Source organism: Nitrospina watsonii, assembly GCF_946900835.1.
Taxonomy (GTDB): domain Bacteria; phylum Nitrospinota; class Nitrospinia; order Nitrospinales; family Nitrospinaceae; genus Nitrospina; species Nitrospina watsonii.
The window spans coordinates 2,085,330-2,101,736 of the sequence record NZ_OX336137.1 but is presented as its reverse complement, the minus strand read 5'-3'; the positions used below and the strand labels follow the sequence as shown (position 1 = coordinate 2,101,736).

The 16,407-nt window shown below is 56.8% G+C and carries 22 protein-coding genes; 15 read left to right on the top strand and 7 right to left on the bottom strand.

All coding sequences use genetic code 11. The features are described 5' to 3' along the window. Positions 1 to 44: 44 nt before the first annotated feature. On the bottom strand, positions 45 to 386 hold the full coding sequence (locus tag QML71_RS09735) for a HesB/IscA family protein (RefSeq protein WP_282011728.1): 342 nt from the start codon (positions 384 to 386) through the stop codon (positions 45 to 47). A 307-nt stretch (positions 387 to 693) separates the two neighbouring features. Here QML71_RS09735 and QML71_RS09730 point away from each other — a divergent pair, with 307 nt between their 5' ends. The 3 genes from QML71_RS09730 to QML71_RS09720 all read left to right on the top strand — a co-directional run bounded on the left by QML71_RS09730 (position 694) and on the right by QML71_RS09720 (position 1,876). Continuing rightward, positions 694 to 924, top strand: a complete 231-nt coding sequence (locus QML71_RS09730; RefSeq protein ID WP_282011727.1) for a BolA/IbaG family iron-sulfur metabolism protein — start codon at positions 694 to 696, stop codon at positions 922 to 924. Between the two features lie 64 nt (positions 925 to 988). Then, the gene (locus tag QML71_RS09725) at positions 989 to 1,315 is read left to right on the top strand and encodes a glutaredoxin family protein (RefSeq protein WP_282011726.1); all 327 of its coding nucleotides are present in this window, start codon (positions 989 to 991) and stop codon (positions 1,313 to 1,315) included. Positions 1,316 to 1,354: 39 nt separating this feature from the next. Further along, positions 1,355 to 1,876 carry a peroxiredoxin family protein gene (locus tag QML71_RS09720; protein ID WP_282011725.1) on the top strand — a complete coding sequence of 174 codons (522 nt, stop codon included), beginning with the start codon at positions 1,355 to 1,357 and terminating at the stop codon, positions 1,874 to 1,876. Here QML71_RS09720 and QML71_RS09715 read toward each other — a convergent pair. Continuing rightward, entirely contained in the window at positions 1,873 to 2,637 is a 765-nt protein-coding gene (locus tag QML71_RS09715) for a lysophospholipid acyltransferase family protein (RefSeq protein ID WP_282011724.1), read from the bottom strand. The genes QML71_RS09720 and QML71_RS09715 overlap by 4 nt on opposite strands. A 265-nt stretch (positions 2,638 to 2,902) precedes the next feature. Between QML71_RS09715 and QML71_RS09710 the strand changes: the two genes are divergently transcribed. From QML71_RS09710 to QML71_RS09685, 6 genes are all read left to right on the top strand, one after another. Further along, positions 2,903 to 3,691: a S1/P1 nuclease gene (locus tag QML71_RS09710; RefSeq protein ID WP_282012586.1), complete on the top strand. Its 789-nt coding sequence runs from the start codon at positions 2,903 to 2,905 to the stop codon at positions 3,689 to 3,691. A gap of 21 nt (positions 3,692 to 3,712) precedes the next feature. Then, on the top strand, positions 3,713 to 4,429 hold the full coding sequence (locus QML71_RS09705) for an MBL fold metallo-hydrolase (RefSeq protein WP_282011723.1): 717 nt from the start codon (positions 3,713 to 3,715) through the stop codon (positions 4,427 to 4,429). 101 nt (positions 4,430 to 4,530) lie between these two features. Next, a complete protein-coding gene (locus QML71_RS09700) occupies positions 4,531 to 5,202 on the top strand; it encodes a TIGR00153 family protein (RefSeq protein WP_282011722.1) in 672 nt (223 codons plus the stop codon). A 43-nt stretch (positions 5,203 to 5,245) separates the two neighbouring features. Then, a complete protein-coding gene (locus tag QML71_RS09695) occupies positions 5,246 to 6,496 on the top strand; it encodes an inorganic phosphate transporter (RefSeq protein WP_282011721.1) in 1,251 nt (416 codons plus the stop codon). Between the two features lie 105 nt (positions 6,497 to 6,601). Then, entirely contained in the window at positions 6,602 to 7,399 is a 798-nt protein-coding gene (locus QML71_RS09690; protein ID WP_282011720.1) for a DUF2797 domain-containing protein, read from the top strand. 28 nt (positions 7,400 to 7,427) lie between these two features. Then, complete coding sequence (locus QML71_RS09685; protein ID WP_282011719.1) at positions 7,428 to 8,105, top strand: MgtC/SapB family protein; 678 nt, start codon at positions 7,428 to 7,430, stop codon at positions 8,103 to 8,105. Positions 8,106 to 8,144: 39 nt separating this feature from the next. On the opposite strand, the gene QML71_RS09680 is transcribed toward QML71_RS09685, so the two are convergent. Then, on the bottom strand, positions 8,145 to 9,035 hold the full coding sequence (locus tag QML71_RS09680) for an acyl-CoA desaturase (protein ID WP_282011718.1): 891 nt from the start codon (positions 9,033 to 9,035) through the stop codon (positions 8,145 to 8,147). A gap of 197 nt (positions 9,036 to 9,232) precedes the next feature. Between QML71_RS09680 and QML71_RS09675 the strand changes: the two genes are divergently transcribed. From QML71_RS09675 to QML71_RS09650, 6 genes are all read left to right on the top strand, one after another. After that, complete coding sequence (locus QML71_RS09675; RefSeq protein WP_282011717.1) at positions 9,233 to 10,213, top strand: sensor histidine kinase; 981 nt, start codon at positions 9,233 to 9,235, stop codon at positions 10,211 to 10,213. A 24-nt stretch (positions 10,214 to 10,237) separates the two neighbouring features. After that, complete coding sequence (locus tag QML71_RS09670; protein ID WP_282011716.1) at positions 10,238 to 10,942, top strand: response regulator transcription factor; 705 nt, start codon at positions 10,238 to 10,240, stop codon at positions 10,940 to 10,942. 112 nt (positions 10,943 to 11,054) lie between these two features. Next, complete coding sequence (locus tag QML71_RS09665) at positions 11,055 to 11,672, top strand: hypothetical protein (protein WP_282011715.1); 618 nt, start codon at positions 11,055 to 11,057, stop codon at positions 11,670 to 11,672. 7 nt (positions 11,673 to 11,679) lie between these two features. Further along, a complete protein-coding gene (locus tag QML71_RS09660) occupies positions 11,680 to 11,889 on the top strand; it encodes a hypothetical protein (protein WP_282011714.1) in 210 nt (69 codons plus the stop codon). Positions 11,890 to 11,939: 50 nt separating this feature from the next. After that, complete coding sequence (gdhA, locus tag QML71_RS09655; RefSeq protein ID WP_345742325.1) at positions 11,940 to 13,292, top strand: NADP-specific glutamate dehydrogenase; 1,353 nt, start codon at positions 11,940 to 11,942, stop codon at positions 13,290 to 13,292. A 23-nt stretch (positions 13,293 to 13,315) separates the two neighbouring features. Then, positions 13,316 to 14,722 (top strand): alginate export family protein, encoded by a 1,407-nt coding sequence (locus QML71_RS09650; protein WP_282011713.1) that lies wholly within the window; start codon positions 13,316 to 13,318, stop codon positions 14,720 to 14,722. Here QML71_RS09650 and QML71_RS09645 read toward each other — a convergent pair. From QML71_RS09645 to QML71_RS09630, 4 genes are all read right to left on the bottom strand, one after another. After that, positions 14,719 to 15,066, bottom strand: coding sequence for a DUF190 domain-containing protein (locus tag QML71_RS09645; protein ID WP_282011712.1), 348 nt, complete (start codon positions 15,064 to 15,066; stop codon positions 14,719 to 14,721). The two genes, QML71_RS09650 and QML71_RS09645, sit on opposite strands and share 4 nt — an antisense overlap. 9 nt (positions 15,067 to 15,075) lie before the next feature. After that, positions 15,076 to 15,447 carry a fluoride efflux transporter CrcB gene (gene crcB, locus QML71_RS09640; protein WP_282011711.1) on the bottom strand — a complete coding sequence of 124 codons (372 nt, stop codon included), beginning with the start codon at positions 15,445 to 15,447 and terminating at the stop codon, positions 15,076 to 15,078. Between the two features lie 95 nt (positions 15,448 to 15,542). Then, entirely contained in the window at positions 15,543 to 16,112 is a 570-nt protein-coding gene (locus QML71_RS09635) for a TlpA family protein disulfide reductase (protein WP_282011710.1), read from the bottom strand. After that, entirely contained in the window at positions 16,109 to 16,399 is a 291-nt protein-coding gene (locus tag QML71_RS09630) for a cytochrome C (protein ID WP_282011709.1), read from the bottom strand. The genes QML71_RS09635 and QML71_RS09630 overlap by 4 nt, the downstream gene beginning before the upstream one ends. Between the last annotated feature and the right edge of the window lie 8 nt (positions 16,400 to 16,407).

Sequence of the window (16,407 nt, the reverse complement as noted above, 5' to 3'; positions counted from 1 at the left end):
ACAAACCGGATGCGCTTTTTGGAACCAGATTGTCAGGCGCCGAATCAGGTCAGGGAGAACGACTCGCCGCAACCGCATACGGATTTGGCGTTGGGATTGACGAACACGAAGCCCTTGCCCTGCAGGCCGCCCTGATAGTCCAACTGCATGCCTTTCAGGTAGATCAGGCTTTTGGGGTCCATGAAGACATTGAACTCCCCAAAATCGACTTCCGTGTCCCCGTCTTCTTTCGGGGTGAACCCGAGGTCGTACGACAGGCCAGAGCATCCGCCCCCTTTGACGCCGAGCCGCAGCCCGATTTGGGGATTGTTTTCCGCCTCGATCAGCTTCTTGACTTCCTCACTGGCTTTAGGTGTAATGGATATGAATTCCGAGGTTTTTGTCATTGCCCCAAACTCCTGTTAAAGTAAAAATCGGCTTCTTAAGATTTAGATTCTGAAATCATCCAATCGATTCGTTATTATAACAAAATCTGAGCTCTGGGGCCAAGAGGAACGGCGGCAGCCGGATTCCGTGAGGCCAGAATTCTGTAACTCATTGATTTTTATAGAATTTTTTTCTTGACGGGGCGATGGGCGCGCGGGCGGCCTGGCGGGAGTCAAAAAATTAAATCTTTTGGCCCTGATTTGAATCCAAAAAACGAGTGTTCAACCTGAATTTTCAAGGTTTAATTTTATTTGGAAAGGTGGTTTCATGATTAGCGTCCCGGACCTGATCAAACTGGTGACTGACACCCTGCCCGATGCCGAGGTCCAGTGCATGGACAAAACGGGGATGCGGGACCATTACATCATTCATGTGACCTCGCAGGAGTTTGAGGGCAAAAACGTGATGGAGCGCCATCGGCTGGTGCAAACCTGCCTGAATGCGGCCATGCAGGACGGGCGTCTGCATGCGGCGGAGATCAAAACCGCGACTCCGTAGTACAATAATTATTATGTAGGAAAACCTTTTTTACCCACTCTTTGTGTAATTGGAGTTAGACAATATGTCGGACAACATCGAAGAACAGATCAAAGACGAAATTTCTGAAAACAAAATCCTGATTTACGGCAAAGGCACCCGCCATGCGCCGCGTTGCGGGTTCACCGTAGAAACCATCCAGTTTTTCGACAAGTATGGTTATCCCTTCGAAGTGGTCGATGTTCTGGATGACATGCAGAAACGGGAGACCCTGAACAAGTTGACCAACTGGCCGACGTTGCCGAAGGTGTTCATCGACGGCAAATTTTACGGGGATACGGACATCCTGGATGAAATGGAAGCCAAGGGGGAAGTCGAGCCGTTGCTGAAAGAAGCATTCGGCGAAAAATAAGACATCCTTTTTAAACCCCCCAACCGAGAAGAGGCTTTCATGGCTGACAAACTGGAGGTAGGGGACCGGGCCCCTCATTTCGAACTGCCCGCGGTGTACGGTTACAAGGCAGGGGCCACCAGCCCCTCGGCTGAAGAAGGCGTCACCATCAAGCTCAAGGATTTTGAAAACAAGCAGTGGCTGATTCTTGTTTTCTACACCTTCGACGCCAGTCCGGAAGACACCCGGCTGATGGTTTCCCTCAACGGTTACAACCGCAAGTTTCAGACCCGGGAAGTTGAAATGATGGGAGTCAGCTGGAATGGCGTGCAGTCTCACCGCCAGTTCATCGAGGTCTATCAGTTGAACTTCACCCTGTTGTCCGATGAAAAGAAGGAAATGACCGAGAAGTATGGCGTGGTCTATGAAGAGGAAGACTTGGGACAGATGGTCAAAAAAATCCGCCGGTCCACGTTCGTGATCGACAAGACGGGCATGATCCGCGCCGTCTGGCACGACATCGAAGACCTGCGGGAACATCCCAAGGAAGTGTGGGCCTTCATCCAGAAAGAGAAGGTTTAAACGCCGGTTGAGGGCTTGCCTTCGGATTCCGCCGGGGGGGGCGTCGGTGCATGCAACCGGTAGTTGGCGCAGATGGTCTCGCGCAGGGCTTCCAACACCGATTCTTCCTTTTTGGCGGCGATCACTTCATACTCGACCGGTTTGCCGATGATGATGCGGATGGGACCGGGGCGGATGGCGCCGCTGCCTTTGCGGATGATGCGTCCGCTGCCGATCAGGGTGACCGGGACCATGGGCACCCTGGCGCGCATCGCCATCAGGTGGCTGCCTTTTTTGAACGGACCGATGATGCCGTCCGCCGACCGCGTTCCCTCCGGAAAAATGACGATGGAATAGCCCGCCTTGAGTTTTTCAATCGAGGCCATGAAGGCCTGATGCGCTTTCTTGCGGCTGTCCCGTTCCACCGGAATGTAACCCGAAGCCCGCATCGACCAGCCGACGAAGGGGATCCGGAACAGGCTCGCTTTCGCCACCCACCGCAGTTGGATCGGCAGGTAGCCCGACAGCCCGAAGATATCGAAAAACCCCTGATGGTTGGCGATGAGGATCTGTGCCCGGTCCGGACGGATATGCTCCAGCCCCTCCACCTCCACACGAATGCCGTTCAGGCGGCACAGCAGGCGTCCCCAGAACGAAGAGATGCGATGTGACAGGTCACCGCTGCGATCGATCAGGCGTGCGCCGATGCAGAGGGAACTCATGACGATGGACAGCCCGATGATGACGGTCCAGAACCGGAGGGTGTGATAGGCTTGGGTCATGAAATTCCTTATCGAATGTGTGGGAGCCGCGGCATGCCGCATTCCTTGTATAGGGAGAGCTTTGCATAAGTCATTAAAAGAAGTCAGAGGAAGCCACCCTCACCCCAGCCCTCTCCCGTCAAGGGAGAGGGAGTATTTAAAGTTCCTTCTCCCCTGGCGGGAGAAGGTTAGGATGAGGGGGGGTCATGACGATTCCTTTGTTCGAGTAACGTTTAAACCGTTGATTGGCTACCCGAATCCAAGTTACGCAAAGCATTCCTTGAAAATGATATGGGGGTGGGGGACCTTCGCCGTCTTGCTGACATGGAGCGGATGGCTGACCCCCGCCTGGGCGTGGGGGCCGGAGGGCCACCGCATCGTTGCCCACATTGCCGAGATGCGTCTGGAACCCGCCGTCCGCAACACCCTGGAACGAGATTTCAATATAAAGCATCTGACGTCCATTGCCAACTGGGCCGACCGCATCAAAAAAGAACCCGGCGCGGCCGATGTCCTGCATTACACCAACATCGCCGAGGGGGAACGCGCCTACGTGCAGCGCCGCGACTGCCCGCGCCGCAACTGCGTGACGGAAAAAATCTTTGAATACCGGGATAGGGTGTCCGACCCGGCCCGCGCACACGCCAGGCGGGTGGAGGCGCTGAAGTTTCTGGTGCATCTGGTGGCGGACGTGCATCAACCCATGCACCTGGGCAACGCCCGCGACCGCGGCGGCAATGAAATAACCGTTCGCGTCGGTCGCCACCGCACCAACCTGCATGCGTTGTGGGACAGCGGGCTGATCGACCTCGACGGACAATCTCTGTTACACTATGCCCGCGCGTTGCATGCAGGCCTCACCCCAGAGCAGGTGCAGGACTGGCAACGTGGCGATGCGGTGGCGTGGACCAACGAGTCGCGCGCCCTCGTGCTCACATATGGATACGACTTGCTGCAAGATGAACGCGGACGATTGGCCGTCAGGTATCTGGAACGCGGCCGGCAGGTGGTCGCCACGCAACTCCTGAAAGCCGGTGTCCGCCTGGCTCATTTGTTGAACCGGACTTTGCAATGAATTTCAACCGGAGGTGTTCCGTTGAGTGCTGACAATCCGTTTTATTTCCGGCAACTGCTTTCCGGCGTCGATTTCGCCCGTTACGACAGCTCGGCGCGCAGCATGGCCAATTTCATTTACCTGATCGGCGACGCCGAAACGCGCGAGTGCGTGGTGGTCGATCCCGCCTGGGACATCGATACCCTGCTCGACATCGTCGCTGAAGACGACATGACGCTCAAGGGCGCGCTCATCACGCATTACCACCCGGACCACGTCGGCGGCCACATTTTCGGCATGGATATTCTCGGTCTGCCGGAGTTGATGGAGCGCAATCCCGTTCCCGTTTACGTGAATAAGCACGAGGCCGATGGCGTGCGCCAGGTGACGGGCATCTCGATGAGCGACATCAAGCAGATGGACAGCGAGGACACGTTGAAAATCGGTTCCATCGACATTTCCTTCCTGCACACGCCGGGGCACACGCCGGGATCGCAGTGCTTCCGCGTGAAGGATTACCTGATTGCCGGAGACACCTTGTTTTTGCAAGGTTGCGGGCGCGTCGATCTGCCCGGCGGCGACAGTGAGGAGATGTACCGGACGCTCACGCAGCGCCTCGTCAAAATTCAGGATGGGGTGGTGCTGTATCCCGGCCACAACTATGGCGGCAAGGCGGCGGCGCCTTTGGGCGAGGTGCGCGAGACCAACACGTATCTCCAATTGGACAGCCTGGCCCAGTGGAAAATGTTGATGGGATGAGGCGCTTTCGACCGCTGGAAAAGGCCGATTGATCCCTCCCGTCCAAAATGATATAAGCTGAAAGCAGCCATTATTCTTATCCCTTATAAAGGAAGTCTGCCATGCGTTCCATCCTGTCGATGTTCGCCAAGTCGCCGTTCAAGCCGTTGGTGAGCCATATGGACATGGTCCGTTCGTGCGTGGACCAGGTCAAGCCCCTGTTTGCGGCCCAGATGAACGGGCAGTTCGACAAGGTGGTGGCGATGTCCGAAAAAATCGTTCGACTGGAGCATGAAGCCGACACCATCAAAAGCGATATCCGCAATCATTTGCCGCAGGGAATTTTTCTGGCGGTGGATCGGCGCGACTTTCTACACCTGTTGTCCGCTCAGGACGACATTGCCGACGCCGTGGAAGACCTGGGCGTGCTCCTGCGCATCAAGCATCTGAAGATGACAGAGGCCATGAAGGAACCACTCAACGAACTGGTCGAGCAGGTTTCGGCGATTGCCCACAATAGCTGCGACCTGATTCATGAGTTGAACGCCCTGCTGGAAGCTTCCTTCGGCGGCGTCGAAGCCGAGAAGGTGGAGAAGGGATGCCACAAACTGGCTGAGATGGAATGGGAAGCCGACCGCAAGCAGTTTCATTTCGCGCAAACCCTGTTTGCGCAGGGGGATGCATTGAGCTCTGCCGATTTGTTGCTCTGGAACGAGGTCAGCAAAAAGCTGGGTGGCGTTGCGGACAAATCGGAACAGATCGGAAAGATCCTGCGCATCTTCCTGGCCAAATAAACACTCGCCGTTCATTCTGACTTAAACCTTCCTGGAGCATCTTTTGGATTTAGGGACGTTTCTTCTGATCTTTGCGGTCGTGGCCTGCGTGTACATGGCTTGCAACATCGGAGCCAACGATGTGGCCAACGCCATGGGCACCAGCGTTGGCGCGCGCAGTCTCACGTTCCGGCAGGCGGTGCTGGTTGCTGCGGTGGCGGAGTTTGCGGGAGCGTTGCTGGTGGGCGGTCACGTCTCGGACACGGTGCGCAAGGGAATGGTGGACCCCGCTCTGTTCGCCGACGAACCGATGGACCTGGTTTTCGGGATGATCGCCTCGCTGGTGGCGGCGGCGATCTGGCTGAACATCGCCAGTTATCTCGGCTGGCCGGTCTCGACCACGCATTCGATCATCGGCGCGGTGGTTGGGTTCGGCCTGGTGGCGCGCGGTCTGGTGGCCGTGCAATGGATGAAAGTCGGTTCCATTGTGCTCAGTTGGATCGTGTCTCCGTTGATGGGGGGCATCGTCGCCTTTCTGATATTCCGCTTCATCACGGTTAAAATTTTCGACAAACACAACGCCGTGGCGGCGGCCAAGCGCGTGGTGCCCTATCTGGTGTTTCTGGTCTTCGTGATCCTGGCCAATTCCATGATGTACAAGGGCCTCAAGAACCTCCACCTCAATCTGGATTTTACGCGGGCACTCACGCTGTCCCTCCTCGTGGGCGCTGTCGCTTACCTCATTGCCAGAATGCTGGTGAATAAAGTAACGCCTCCCCCGACTGACGACATTCACCAGCAGTTCCAGACCACGGAACACGTGTTCAAATATTTACAGATCATCACCGCGTTTTATGTTGCCTTCGCGCATGGCGCCAACGACGTGGCCAATGCGGTCGGCCCGCTGGCGGCGGTGGTGGCCATTCTGGACAGTGGAGCGGTCCACATGAAAGTCGAAATGCCGATCTGGATTCTGGGGATGGGCGGCACCGGCATCGTGTTCGGGCTGTTGATCTGGGGGGCCCGGGTGATGGAGACCGTGGGCAAACGTATCACCGAAATCACGCCGTCGCGCGGCTTTGCGGCGGAGTTCGGCGCGGCCACGGTGGTGTTGATCTGTTCCAAAATGGGCCTCCCCATCTCCACCACCCACACGCTGGTGGGTTCCGTCATCGGCGTCGGCATGGCGCGCGGTTTGGCCAGCCTGAACCTTAATATCATCAGGCAGATCATCGTTTCCTGGTTCGCCACGGTGCCGTTCACGGCGGTTCTGTCGATGATGGTTTATGAGATTTTCAAAATGACTCTCGGCTGACGCCACGGCCGGACCGGCCCGACCCCCTGTGTTTTTCCCGCAAATCGAATATAATTTCTAAAGGAGGCGTTGTCGTCCTCCACCACATCTTTCCATGGACGGACCATGAAACTATCCGGACAACTGCGCAAGATGCAGCACGAGTCGGCCGATCCCATCCAGTACTTCCTGAGTTTGGATGACAAGCCGGTCGGCATCAATGCCGCGCTCGACCGCAACCTGACCCTTACGTTCACCGGACGCATCACCTGTGTGGAATGCGGCCGCACCATCAAGAAAACCTACGACGAGGGCTACTGCTTTCCCTGCGCGCGCGATTTGCCGGAGAACGCCATGTGTGCGGTGCGGCCGGAACGCTGCGAACACGAAACGGGCAACGACCGCGACCGCGAATTTTTTGAAACGTATTGCAAGGTCGATCACTTCGTCTATCTGTCGCTGACGTCCTCGGTCAAAGTCGGAGTGACGCGCCACTGGAACATCCCGTCGCGCTGGATCGACCAGGGGGCGGTGCAGGGCGTGGTGATCGCGCGCACGCCGGAGCGCAAGCTGGCGGGACAGATCGAGGTGGCGCTGGCGCAAAACATGTCCGACAAGACCAACTGGCGGCGCATGCTCAAGGGCGAAATCGATGACGTCGATCTGGAGGAAGCGCGCGGGCGGGTGTACGACTGGTTCCCGCAAGCCCTGCGCAATTATTTTTTGGACAGCGAGCCGGTGCAGAGTTTGAACTATCCGGTGCTGGCGGTGCCTCCCAAAATCGTGAGCCACAATCTCGATAAGGAAAACACATTGACCGGCCACCTGACCGGCATCAAGGGGCAGTACCTGATCTTCGACAACCGGGTGATCAACCTGCGGAAGTATGCGGGCTACCACGTGGAATTCGACTGGAACGATTGAACGCTGAACTTCGGAAGGAAAGCGGCTTATGGACATCGAATGGCTGATTGACGGAGAGGTGCTGTTGCGGTTGGTGTTGGCGGTCGTTCTGGGCGGCGTGGTGGGCATAGAACGGGAGATGCACGGACGCCCCGCCGGGTTCCGCACCCACATCGTGGTCTGCCTGGGGGCGACGGTGATGATCCTGGGGACGGAGTATTACCCGCAGCAGATGGAATCGGGAAACATCCTCGACCTCAACCGCATGTCGGCGGGCATCATCACCGGCATCGGTTTTCTGGGAGGCGGCGCCATCCTCCGGGAATCGAGCATGATCCGCGGCCTCACCACGGCCGGGTGCATCTGGTTCGTCGCCGGGCTGGGCATCGTCATCGGCAAGGGCATTTATCCCCTGGCGTTGTGGTCGACGTTATTCGTGTTTGTGATGTTGTTTTTTTTCCGGTTTGTCGGCGACTGGATGCCCATCGATCAATTCAAAGGAGTGGTCGTCAAAACCAGGCTGGAACAGTACGAAGGGGTGCGGAAGGGATGCGGAGAAGCGTTCAAAAGCTACGGATTCACGGTGGACGACACGCACTTCAAGATGGATAACGGCAAGGGCGAGGCGGAAATCGATTACCGGTTGTCGTTCAAAAAGGGAGCGGACCGTGAGGCCGCGTTGCTGCGCATTTCACAATTGGAAGGAGTGCAGGAAGTGCGCGGCTGACCGCAGAATGCAACCAGCCGTCGCCCCGCAGGGCGGCCCTCAGGCCGCCTGCTTGACGAGTTCTCCCTGATAATATTCATCCGCTGCGGATTCTTTCGGCTGGATTTGTACCACCTTGAGATTGGTGGCCAGGCCCAGTTTGCGGAGCAGGCTGATGGCCATCCAGGTCATGTCGATTTCCCACGGGTGCAGGCCATGGCGCGCCGAGCTGGGGAAAGCATGATGGTTGTTGTGCCAGCCTTCACCGAAAGCCAAGGCTCCCACCCACCAGCAGTTGGTGGACAGGTCTTTCTGCAGCTTGAAGTTTTTGTAACCGAACATATGCGACGCACTGTTCACCAGCCAGGTCTGATGGTAAACCAGAACCAGGCGCACGAAGATGCCCCAGATCACCCACGGCAGACCGCCGATGGCGAACAACACCAGGCCGAATGCAATCTGGATCTTGATGAAGTGGTTTTCCAGGAACTGGTAAAATTTGTCGTCGTTGAAGTCTTTCGTGTAATCCCGAAGCTTCTGCTCGTCATCGAAGTCCGTGTGCACGTAAAACATCCAGCCGATGTGCGACCACCAGAAACCGCGTGCCGCGCTGTGCGGGTCGCCGTCGGTGTCGGAACTGGCGTGATGCATGCGGTGCTGGCCGACCCATTTGATGGGGCCGTTTTCGCAGGCCAGGGTGCCGATGAACACGAAGAAGTAAGCCACCCATTTGGGCATCTCAAAACTGCGGTGGGTCAGGTACCGATGGAATCCGAGACAGATGCCCAGGGAAGCGGTCATCCAGTTGAGCACCAGCATGACGGCCACGGCGCTCCACGAAAACGCAAACGGGAACACGGCCAGCAACGCCATCGCGTGCAGGAAACCAAAATAATAGACGTTGCCCATGCTGAACCGGTATTTGGGGTTGAACTCTCGAATTTCGCCCATGAATTTCCTCTCCACCAGAGAATGAGTTAGAATGAATGGAAAGCGTTGCTTTATCTGCATCCAAGATATAATTAATTGGTTTTACGCGTTGTAAAACTTTTGTAACAAAGAAAAGGGGCTGTTTCCGGGGGCCTTGCCGCCAGCGTTGCAAGGACGGGATTTGGGGGCTGCCCGGCGGCCTTTTGCGGAGAGAACGTTTGGCTATCCTGAGCAAAGTGCGGACCCTGTTTCACCCGATCATCGTCTTCATCGGGGTCCAGATCGCGTGGGTGTTCCTGATGGCGATCTGGATCAACTGGTACCTGAAGAACCGCCAGGACTTTCAGGAGTTTGCCCAGCGTCTCCGTCCGGAACTGTTTTCCCCGGACCTCAACTGGGTCATCCTCATCGAGGGATGCGTGCTGATGCTGTTCATCCTGGGCGGGGTCATGATCATGTTCGTCTATTACAACAAGCAGGCCCGGCTGAACCGCATGCAGAGCGATTTCATCTCCAGTGTGTCCCACGAGTTGAAATCGCCGCTGGCGTCCATCCAGCTTTATCTGGAGACGATGAAGTATCAGAAACTCTCGCCCGAAGAGGCGCGTGATTTTGTGGAAACGATGCTGTCGGACACCGACCGCCTTTCGGCCCTCATCGAAAACATCCTCGAGGCCAGCAGTCCCGAATCGAAAAACATGCAGCTGCAACTGAAACCGGTCGAGATGAAACCGTTTCTCGAAGAGGTGGTGCGCAGCCATCAACGTCAGTTTGAGGAAAAGAACTGTTACGCCGAATTAAAGATTGAGGACGCGCCCACGTTGAGCCTGGACAAGCGGGCCATGCGCATGGTGTTCAACAATCTCATCGGCAACGCTCTCAGGTATACCTCTTCCGGCCGGCCGTTCAAAATCCGCATGTGGCGGCAGGGCAAGTTCTGCCAGATCGATTTCATCGATCACGGCATCGGCATGGGCGAAAAGGACCGCAAAAAAGTTTTTAAAAAATTCTATCGGGTCCGCAATCCCGAAACGCAGAATATCGAGGGTGCGGGACTGGGACTTTATATCTGCCATGAAATCGTTAAGAACCACAAAGGACAGATCGAAGTGAATAGTGAAGGCAAGGACAAGGGTTGCGTGTTTACGGTGTTGCTGCCGGCGAACGGGAACGCACCGGTGTCCGCCGGCCGTTCCTGAAAAAAGTGAATGCAGGGTGGAGTGATGACAAAAGGAAAAAAACTGCTTCTTGTTGAAGATGAAAAGCATCTGGCGAAAGGACTCGCCTTCAACCTGGAAAAAGAGGGATACCAGGTCACCATCGTAGAAGACGGAGAATCGGCTCTGAACCGCTACGGGACCGACGATTTCGAAATGATGATCCTGGACCTCATGCTGCCCGGCATGGGCGGGTTGGAAGTGGCCCGTAAAATCCGCGAAACCGATTATCGCTTTCCCATCCTGATGCTGACGGCCAAGTCTACGGAGGAGGACCGGACGGAAGGACTGGAAGCGGGCGCGGACGATTACCTCACCAAACCGTTTCACCTGCCGGAGCTGCTGTTGCGCGTCAAGGGCATTCTGCGCCGCAAGCAGTGGTATCAGCAGGTGTCGCAAAAGAACGACGTGTACGAATTCGGCGACATGTGGATCGACTTTCAAACCGGAAAGGCCCGCGGCCAGGACGGCGAGTTTTATCTCACGTCGAAGGAAATCATGATCATGAACCTGCTCATCGCCAATCAAGGCAAGCCGGTGTCGCGGGAAGAATTGCTGGAAAAAGTCTGGGGTTATGCGCCGGATACGGAAACGCGCACGGTGGACAATTTCATCGCGCGGCTGCGCAAACATTTCGAAAAGAAACCGCAGAAACCCCAGTTCATCCAGACGGTGCGTGAAAAGGGGTACCAGTTCGATGTCGAAGGATAAGCCGGGACGGAACAGCAGGAAACAGGAGCCCGACCGCTTTTTGGAAATCGAGGCGCCCTCGGAGGCTCCACGCCCGGTTGCGCCGCGAACGCCTGCAAAGCCGCGGCGCACATTGAACCGATCGCGGACGAAACCCGATCCGGTTGCGGAACGTGAACCCGGCCTGTGGGCGCAACTGTGGGCGCCTGCGTCCTGGCCCTGGCAGCCGGTATCCGGTATGGCGCTGGGCTGCACGTCCGCGGTGTTCGCGTATCTGATGTACCTGATGGCCGTCGATCCGGGGATGATGGACCGCGCGGCGCTGCGTTTTCTGCACCAGGTGAATCTGGTGTTTCATGAATTCGGACATCCGGCATTCGGCTTGTTCGGCGAGACCATCGGGATTCTGGGTGGCACGCTCGGACAGTTGCTGATCCCGGCGATTGTGCTGGTTGCGTTCTGGCGGCGGCGCGACACACTGGGCTTTGCCGTCGGTGTGTTCTGGCTGTTTGAAAACTTTCTGGATATTGCCGTGTACATGGCGGATGCGCGGGCGTTGCGGTTGCCGTTGATCGGTGGCTTGGGCGCGGAGGCGCACGACTGGCGCAACCTGTTTTTTCAATGGGGACTGATCATGCAGGATACGCAGATCGCCGCCATCACCCGCACGCTCGGGTGGATCGGCATGATCTGGATATGGATTTGGCTGGCATGGCGTTGGCTGGCCAGTGATCGCAAACCGAAATTTTGAGGCTGGTATGGATGAACAAATAGAAAGGCTGCTCGTATCGTTGATGGTGATCATTGAGCAACAGGGTGGGGAATACCGTCTGGACACCCAGGCGTTTGAAAACATGTTCGAGGTGCGCCATCACAAAGGCATCCAGGTGCAGGAGCGGGGCGAAGAAGGCATTTTTCTCAAACTGGGTGACATGACCATCCGGCCGGACGAAGCGCAGAACAATTGATTCGCCCGGCCCGGCATGATCCTGAACCCGTTTCCTTCAAGGAGTGACTCATGCCCGCAAAGCTGAAGATGGAGTTGAACAAGTTCATGGAAGGGTTCGTCAAGCGCAACCCCGGTGAACCGGAGTTTTACCAGGCGGTTCAGGAAGTGGCGGCCTCGGTCATTCCCCATGTCAACGAACACCCTAAATACATCAAGGCCCGCATCCTGGAACGGCTGTCGGAGCCGGACCGCATCATCATCTTCCGCGTCTGCTGGGAAGACGATAAGGGCACGTACCGCGTCAACCGCGGCTACCGGGTGCAGCACAGCAACGCCATCGGTCCGTACAAGGGCGGCCTGCGGTTTCATCCGGCGGTGAACCTGAGTGTGCTCAAGTTCCTCGCTTTCGAACAGACATTCAAAAACAGCCTGACCACGTTGCCGATGGGGGCGGCGAAGGGCGGTTCCAACTTCGATCCGAAAGGCAAATCGGAACGCGAGGTCATGCGATTCTGTCAGGCGTTCATGACCGAGCTGTGCAAACACATCGGCAATAACATCGACATCCCCGCAGGCGACATCGGCGTCGGCACGCGCGAAATCAGTTTCATGTTCGGCCAGTGGAAACGCCTGAAAAACGAATTCACCGGCGCATTGACGGGCAAGGGGCTGGAGTTCGGCGGCAGTCACATCCGCAAGGAAGCCACCGGTTACGGTTGCGCGTACTTCATGGAGGCCATGCTGAAACACCGCGGTGACGGCATCAAAGGCAAAACCTGCGTGGTATCGGGGTCGGGCAACGTCGCCATATTCACGGCGGAAAAACTGATCGATCTCGGCGCGAAGGTGGTGACGCTCTCAGATTCCGCCGGTACCATTCACGACAAGGACGGCATCACCCAGGAAAAACTGGAGTTCATCAAAGACCTGAAGCTGTTCAAAAAAGGACGCATTGCGGAGTATGCCGAGAAGTTTGATGGCTCGTACCATGCCGGGAAGAAACCCTGGGGCGTGAAGTGCGATCTGGCCTTTCCCTGCGCCACGCAGAATGAGTTGTTTCAGGATGACGCCAAGGAGTTGGCGAAAAATGGTTGCGTTGCCGTGGCCGAGGGTGCCAATATGCCCTGCACGCCGGAGGCAATCCGCGTGTTTCAGGAGGAGCGTATATTGTATGCTCCGGGCAAGGCGTCGAATGCGGGCGGCGTTGCGGTGTCGGGATTGGAAATGACCCAGAACACCACCTACATGGCCTGGTCCGGTGAAGATGTGGATTTGCTATTGAAGGGGATCATGGCGGACATTCACCAGCAATGCATCAATTATGGTGTGGTGGATGGCGGTTACATCGATTATTCGAAAGGCGCCAATCTGGCGGGATTCAAAAAAGTGGCTGACGCGATGATGGCATATGGAGTGCTCTAACATGAAAAAAGAAATGAAATGTTATGCGACAGTCGATTTGTATTTATTTGATTCTTGCTGCAGTGTTTTTAACTGGAACTCCCCTCTGGGTTTCGGCCAAGGCCGACCGTCCTTCTTATAACCAATCCCGGTACGAAGAAGATTACTCGTTTTTGCGGGACGCCTCCCGGCGGACCGATTACCTGGATTCCCTCAAATTCATTCCCGCCGATGAACGGGGTGAGATTTATTTTTCCATAGGCGGCGAAACCCGCCAACACTTCGAATACATCGATAACGAAAACTGGGGGGCGAGGTCGCAGGACGACAACGGCTGGTACCTCCAACGTTACCTCCTGCACACGGATTTCCATGTGCGTGACCGGTTCCGTCTGTTCTTTCAATTGCAGACGGGCACCGAATCGGGGCGCGCCGGCGGGCCGCGCGGTGTCGATGAAGACCGCATGGACGTCAATCAGCTGTTCGCCGACTTCAAGATTTCCGGCGGCGGTTCTTCCGACTTCACGTTGCGTTTCGGGCGGCAGGAAATCGTTTTCGGGGCGCGCCGTTTCTTCAATTACCGCGAACGGCCCAACCTGCGCCTCAGCCACGACGCCGCCATGCTGACCTGGCAGGACGCGGCGACCACCGTCACCGGATTCGTGGCGCGGCCGGTGCAGATCTCGCGCGATTTCTTCGATAACAACTCGGGCAATGAGCAGAGTTGGTGGGGATTGTACGGCGTGCACAAAACAGGCTGGAGTGTGTTCCCTAACTTCGACCTGTATTACGTCGGACTCAATCACGAGGCGCACGCATTCGACCAGGGAGTCGCCAATGAAACGCGCCATACCCTCGGCACGCGGTTGTGGGGAGAGGAAGGCGCGCTCGATTACGATGTCGAGTTCGTGTACCAGTTCGGCACCTTCGGCGATTCACAAATTCGCGCGTGGGCGGTCGCCTCGGATACAGGGTACACCGTGCCATTGGCCGGGGAACGCTCAGCGCGGCTTAGTGTGCGCGCCGATGTGTACAGCGGCGACAACAATCGGAACGACGGCGACCTCAACGCCTTCAACCCGATGTTTCCCAAGGGAAAGCACATCAGTCAGAGTGCGCCGGTGGGGTTGATCAACACCTACCAACTGCAACCGCGCATCACGTTGAAGTGGGACCGGCACTGGTCGGCGACGGCCAGCGCCATGTTCGTGTGGCGCGAATCGTTGAACGATGGCGTTTATTCCATCGGCAACGGCCTGTTGCGAACCGGACAGCAGAACCGCTCGCGGTACGTCGGCACGCAGCAGGAAGTGGAGGTCAAGTACCAGTTCGACCGTCATCTCGATATCAAGGCGATTTACAACTACTTTGAATCGGGATCGTTCATCGAACAGGGGCCGTTTGGCAAGGACATCGTGTACTGGAGCGGCATGCTCACGTACCGGTTCTAGCGGCTCCGGGGTTCGTCGCCAGCGTAAAAAACGATGGTGACTTTTTCCTCAGTGATCAGGCCCTTGGTGACGACGCCTTCGAGTTTCGGCAGGATGCGCTCGATTTTTTCGGGCGTGTCCACGAGCTCGATGACCATGGGCAGATCCGTGGAAAGACGCAGGATGGAGGTGGTGTGGTAATGGCTGGTTTTGCCGAAGCCGTCCACGCCGCGCAGCACCGTGGCCCCGGCGAGCCCTTCCCTGCGGAACAGTTCGACGAGGTATTTGTAAAGCGGTTTGCCCTGGTGGCGGTCGTCTTCGCCGATGAAGATCCGCAGCAAGACGGCTTCGGTTTCTTTTTTCATGGCGACTTTCTAGATGTTCACCGAGATCAGCCGGCCCAGGTACACGCCCAGAAGCGCCAGGGTGACCGATCCCACGACGTTGAGGCCGAACAGGCCCATTTGGTTTTGCTCCAGCAGTTTGAAGGATTCGTAGCCGAAGGTGGACATGGTGGTGAAAGATCCCAACACGCCGATGGTCAGGAAGATGCGTGTTTCTTCGCTGAACACGCCCTTGAATTCCGACAGGTACATGATGAGGCTGAGGATGAAACTGCCGATGAAGTTCACGCCCAGCGTGCCCAGGGGAAACGTGACGAGGCCGTTTTGAATCCAGCCGCTCACCCAGAATCTTAAAATCGCACCGGCAAATCCGCCCAGCCCGATCAGCAGTACCAGTTGCATGCCCGCTCATCCCTCAATAAGCCTAGTGTGTGTTTCCAAACTGCGGGCATATTGTACCACCTCTGCAAGACAAGGAGGAACCTCTTGCCGGGCGGTCAGCCGGCTTTTGCGGCCAGTGATTTCATGATCTGGTGCGAAACCGGGGTGTCCCATTCCCGCGGGCCGGAAATGTAGCCCGCCAGTTTGCCGTCGGCCCCCACCAGGTAACTGGTGGGCAGGCCCATGATGAAGTACTTGCGCCGCACTTCCTGCTTCGGGTCGAGCAGAATCGGGAAATGCAGACCGAAGTCCCTCTGGAACTCTTCCACGCGGTCCTTATTCCAGCGATCAATGTTGATGGTCAGAATGTGCACCACGTCGCCGCCCAGGTCTTCGTGCAGTTTCTGGATGGTCGGCAACTCATCCTTGCAGGGCTTGCACCACGTGGCCCAGAAGTGGATGAGAATGGGTTTGCCTTCATATTCCTTCAGGCTCACCGTTTTCCCCTCCAGCGTGGTCAGGGTGAAGTCGGGCGCTTCCTTGACCGTGCGGGGTGGTGTGACGCCGAACTGCTCGAACAGCTTCTCCTTCGGCGGCAGCGATGCGGTGCCCGCGCCGGCCAGCAGAAGCGACGCCGCCAGCGCAAACAGCAATCGAACTTTGGATTTAAGATTGAAGTGTCTCATCGTGAATTCCTGTGGAGATAATTGCGTATGGTTTCTTTTTCGCTTTCAGTGAAAGCGATGTTCTTTTTTTTCATGTGGCCTTCCATCACCTTCAGGTAATGGTCCCATTCCGCCGCCGTATGGCGCTTGGGATGGGGCCAACTGTGGCAGGTCGTGCATTTGCTGCGGAACAGTTTTTCATCGGCCGATCCCGCCTCCGGCAATGGGTTGCCACCACACCCCGCCGTAAAAATGCAGACGGCCAGCGATGCGATAAGGAGGCTTTGATTTCGAATGGTTGCATTCATGCGTCCTC

Coding starts and splice junctions, on each gene's coding strand:
- QML71_RS09735 (WP_282011728.1), bottom strand. CDS start 386: ATGACAAAAACCTCGGAATTCATATCCATTACACCTAAAGCCAGTGAG.
- QML71_RS09730 (WP_282011727.1), top strand. CDS start 694: ATGATTAGCGTCCCGGACCTGATCAAACTGGTGACTGACACCCTGCCC.
- QML71_RS09725 (WP_282011726.1), top strand. CDS start 989: ATGTCGGACAACATCGAAGAACAGATCAAAGACGAAATTTCTGAAAAC.
- QML71_RS09720 (WP_282011725.1), top strand. CDS start 1,355: ATGGCTGACAAACTGGAGGTAGGGGACCGGGCCCCTCATTTCGAACTG.
- QML71_RS09715 (WP_282011724.1), bottom strand. CDS start 2,637: ATGACCCAAGCCTATCACACCCTCCGGTTCTGGACCGTCATCATCGGG.
- QML71_RS09710 (WP_282012586.1), top strand. CDS start 2,903: ATGATATGGGGGTGGGGGACCTTCGCCGTCTTGCTGACATGGAGCGGA.
- QML71_RS09700 (WP_282011722.1), top strand. CDS start 4,531: ATGCGTTCCATCCTGTCGATGTTCGCCAAGTCGCCGTTCAAGCCGTTG.
- QML71_RS09690 (WP_282011720.1), top strand. CDS start 6,602: ATGAAACTATCCGGACAACTGCGCAAGATGCAGCACGAGTCGGCCGAT.
- QML71_RS09685 (WP_282011719.1), top strand. CDS start 7,428: ATGGACATCGAATGGCTGATTGACGGAGAGGTGCTGTTGCGGTTGGTG.
- QML71_RS09680 (WP_282011718.1), bottom strand. CDS start 9,035: ATGGGCGAAATTCGAGAGTTCAACCCCAAATACCGGTTCAGCATGGGC.
- QML71_RS09670 (WP_282011716.1), top strand. CDS start 10,238: ATGACAAAAGGAAAAAAACTGCTTCTTGTTGAAGATGAAAAGCATCTG.
- QML71_RS09660 (WP_282011714.1), top strand. CDS start 11,680: ATGGATGAACAAATAGAAAGGCTGCTCGTATCGTTGATGGTGATCATT.
- gdhA (WP_345742325.1), top strand. CDS start 11,940: ATGCCCGCAAAGCTGAAGATGGAGTTGAACAAGTTCATGGAAGGGTTC.
- QML71_RS09650 (WP_282011713.1), top strand. CDS start 13,316: ATGCGACAGTCGATTTGTATTTATTTGATTCTTGCTGCAGTGTTTTTA.
- QML71_RS09645 (WP_282011712.1), bottom strand. CDS start 15,066: ATGAAAAAAGAAACCGAAGCCGTCTTGCTGCGGATCTTCATCGGCGAA.
- crcB (WP_282011711.1), bottom strand. CDS start 15,447: ATGCAACTGGTACTGCTGATCGGGCTGGGCGGATTTGCCGGTGCGATT.
- QML71_RS09635 (WP_282011710.1), bottom strand. CDS start 16,112: ATGAGACACTTCAATCTTAAATCCAAAGTTCGATTGCTGTTTGCGCTG.
- QML71_RS09630 (WP_282011709.1), bottom strand. CDS start 16,399: ATGAATGCAACCATTCGAAATCAAAGCCTCCTTATCGCATCGCTGGCC.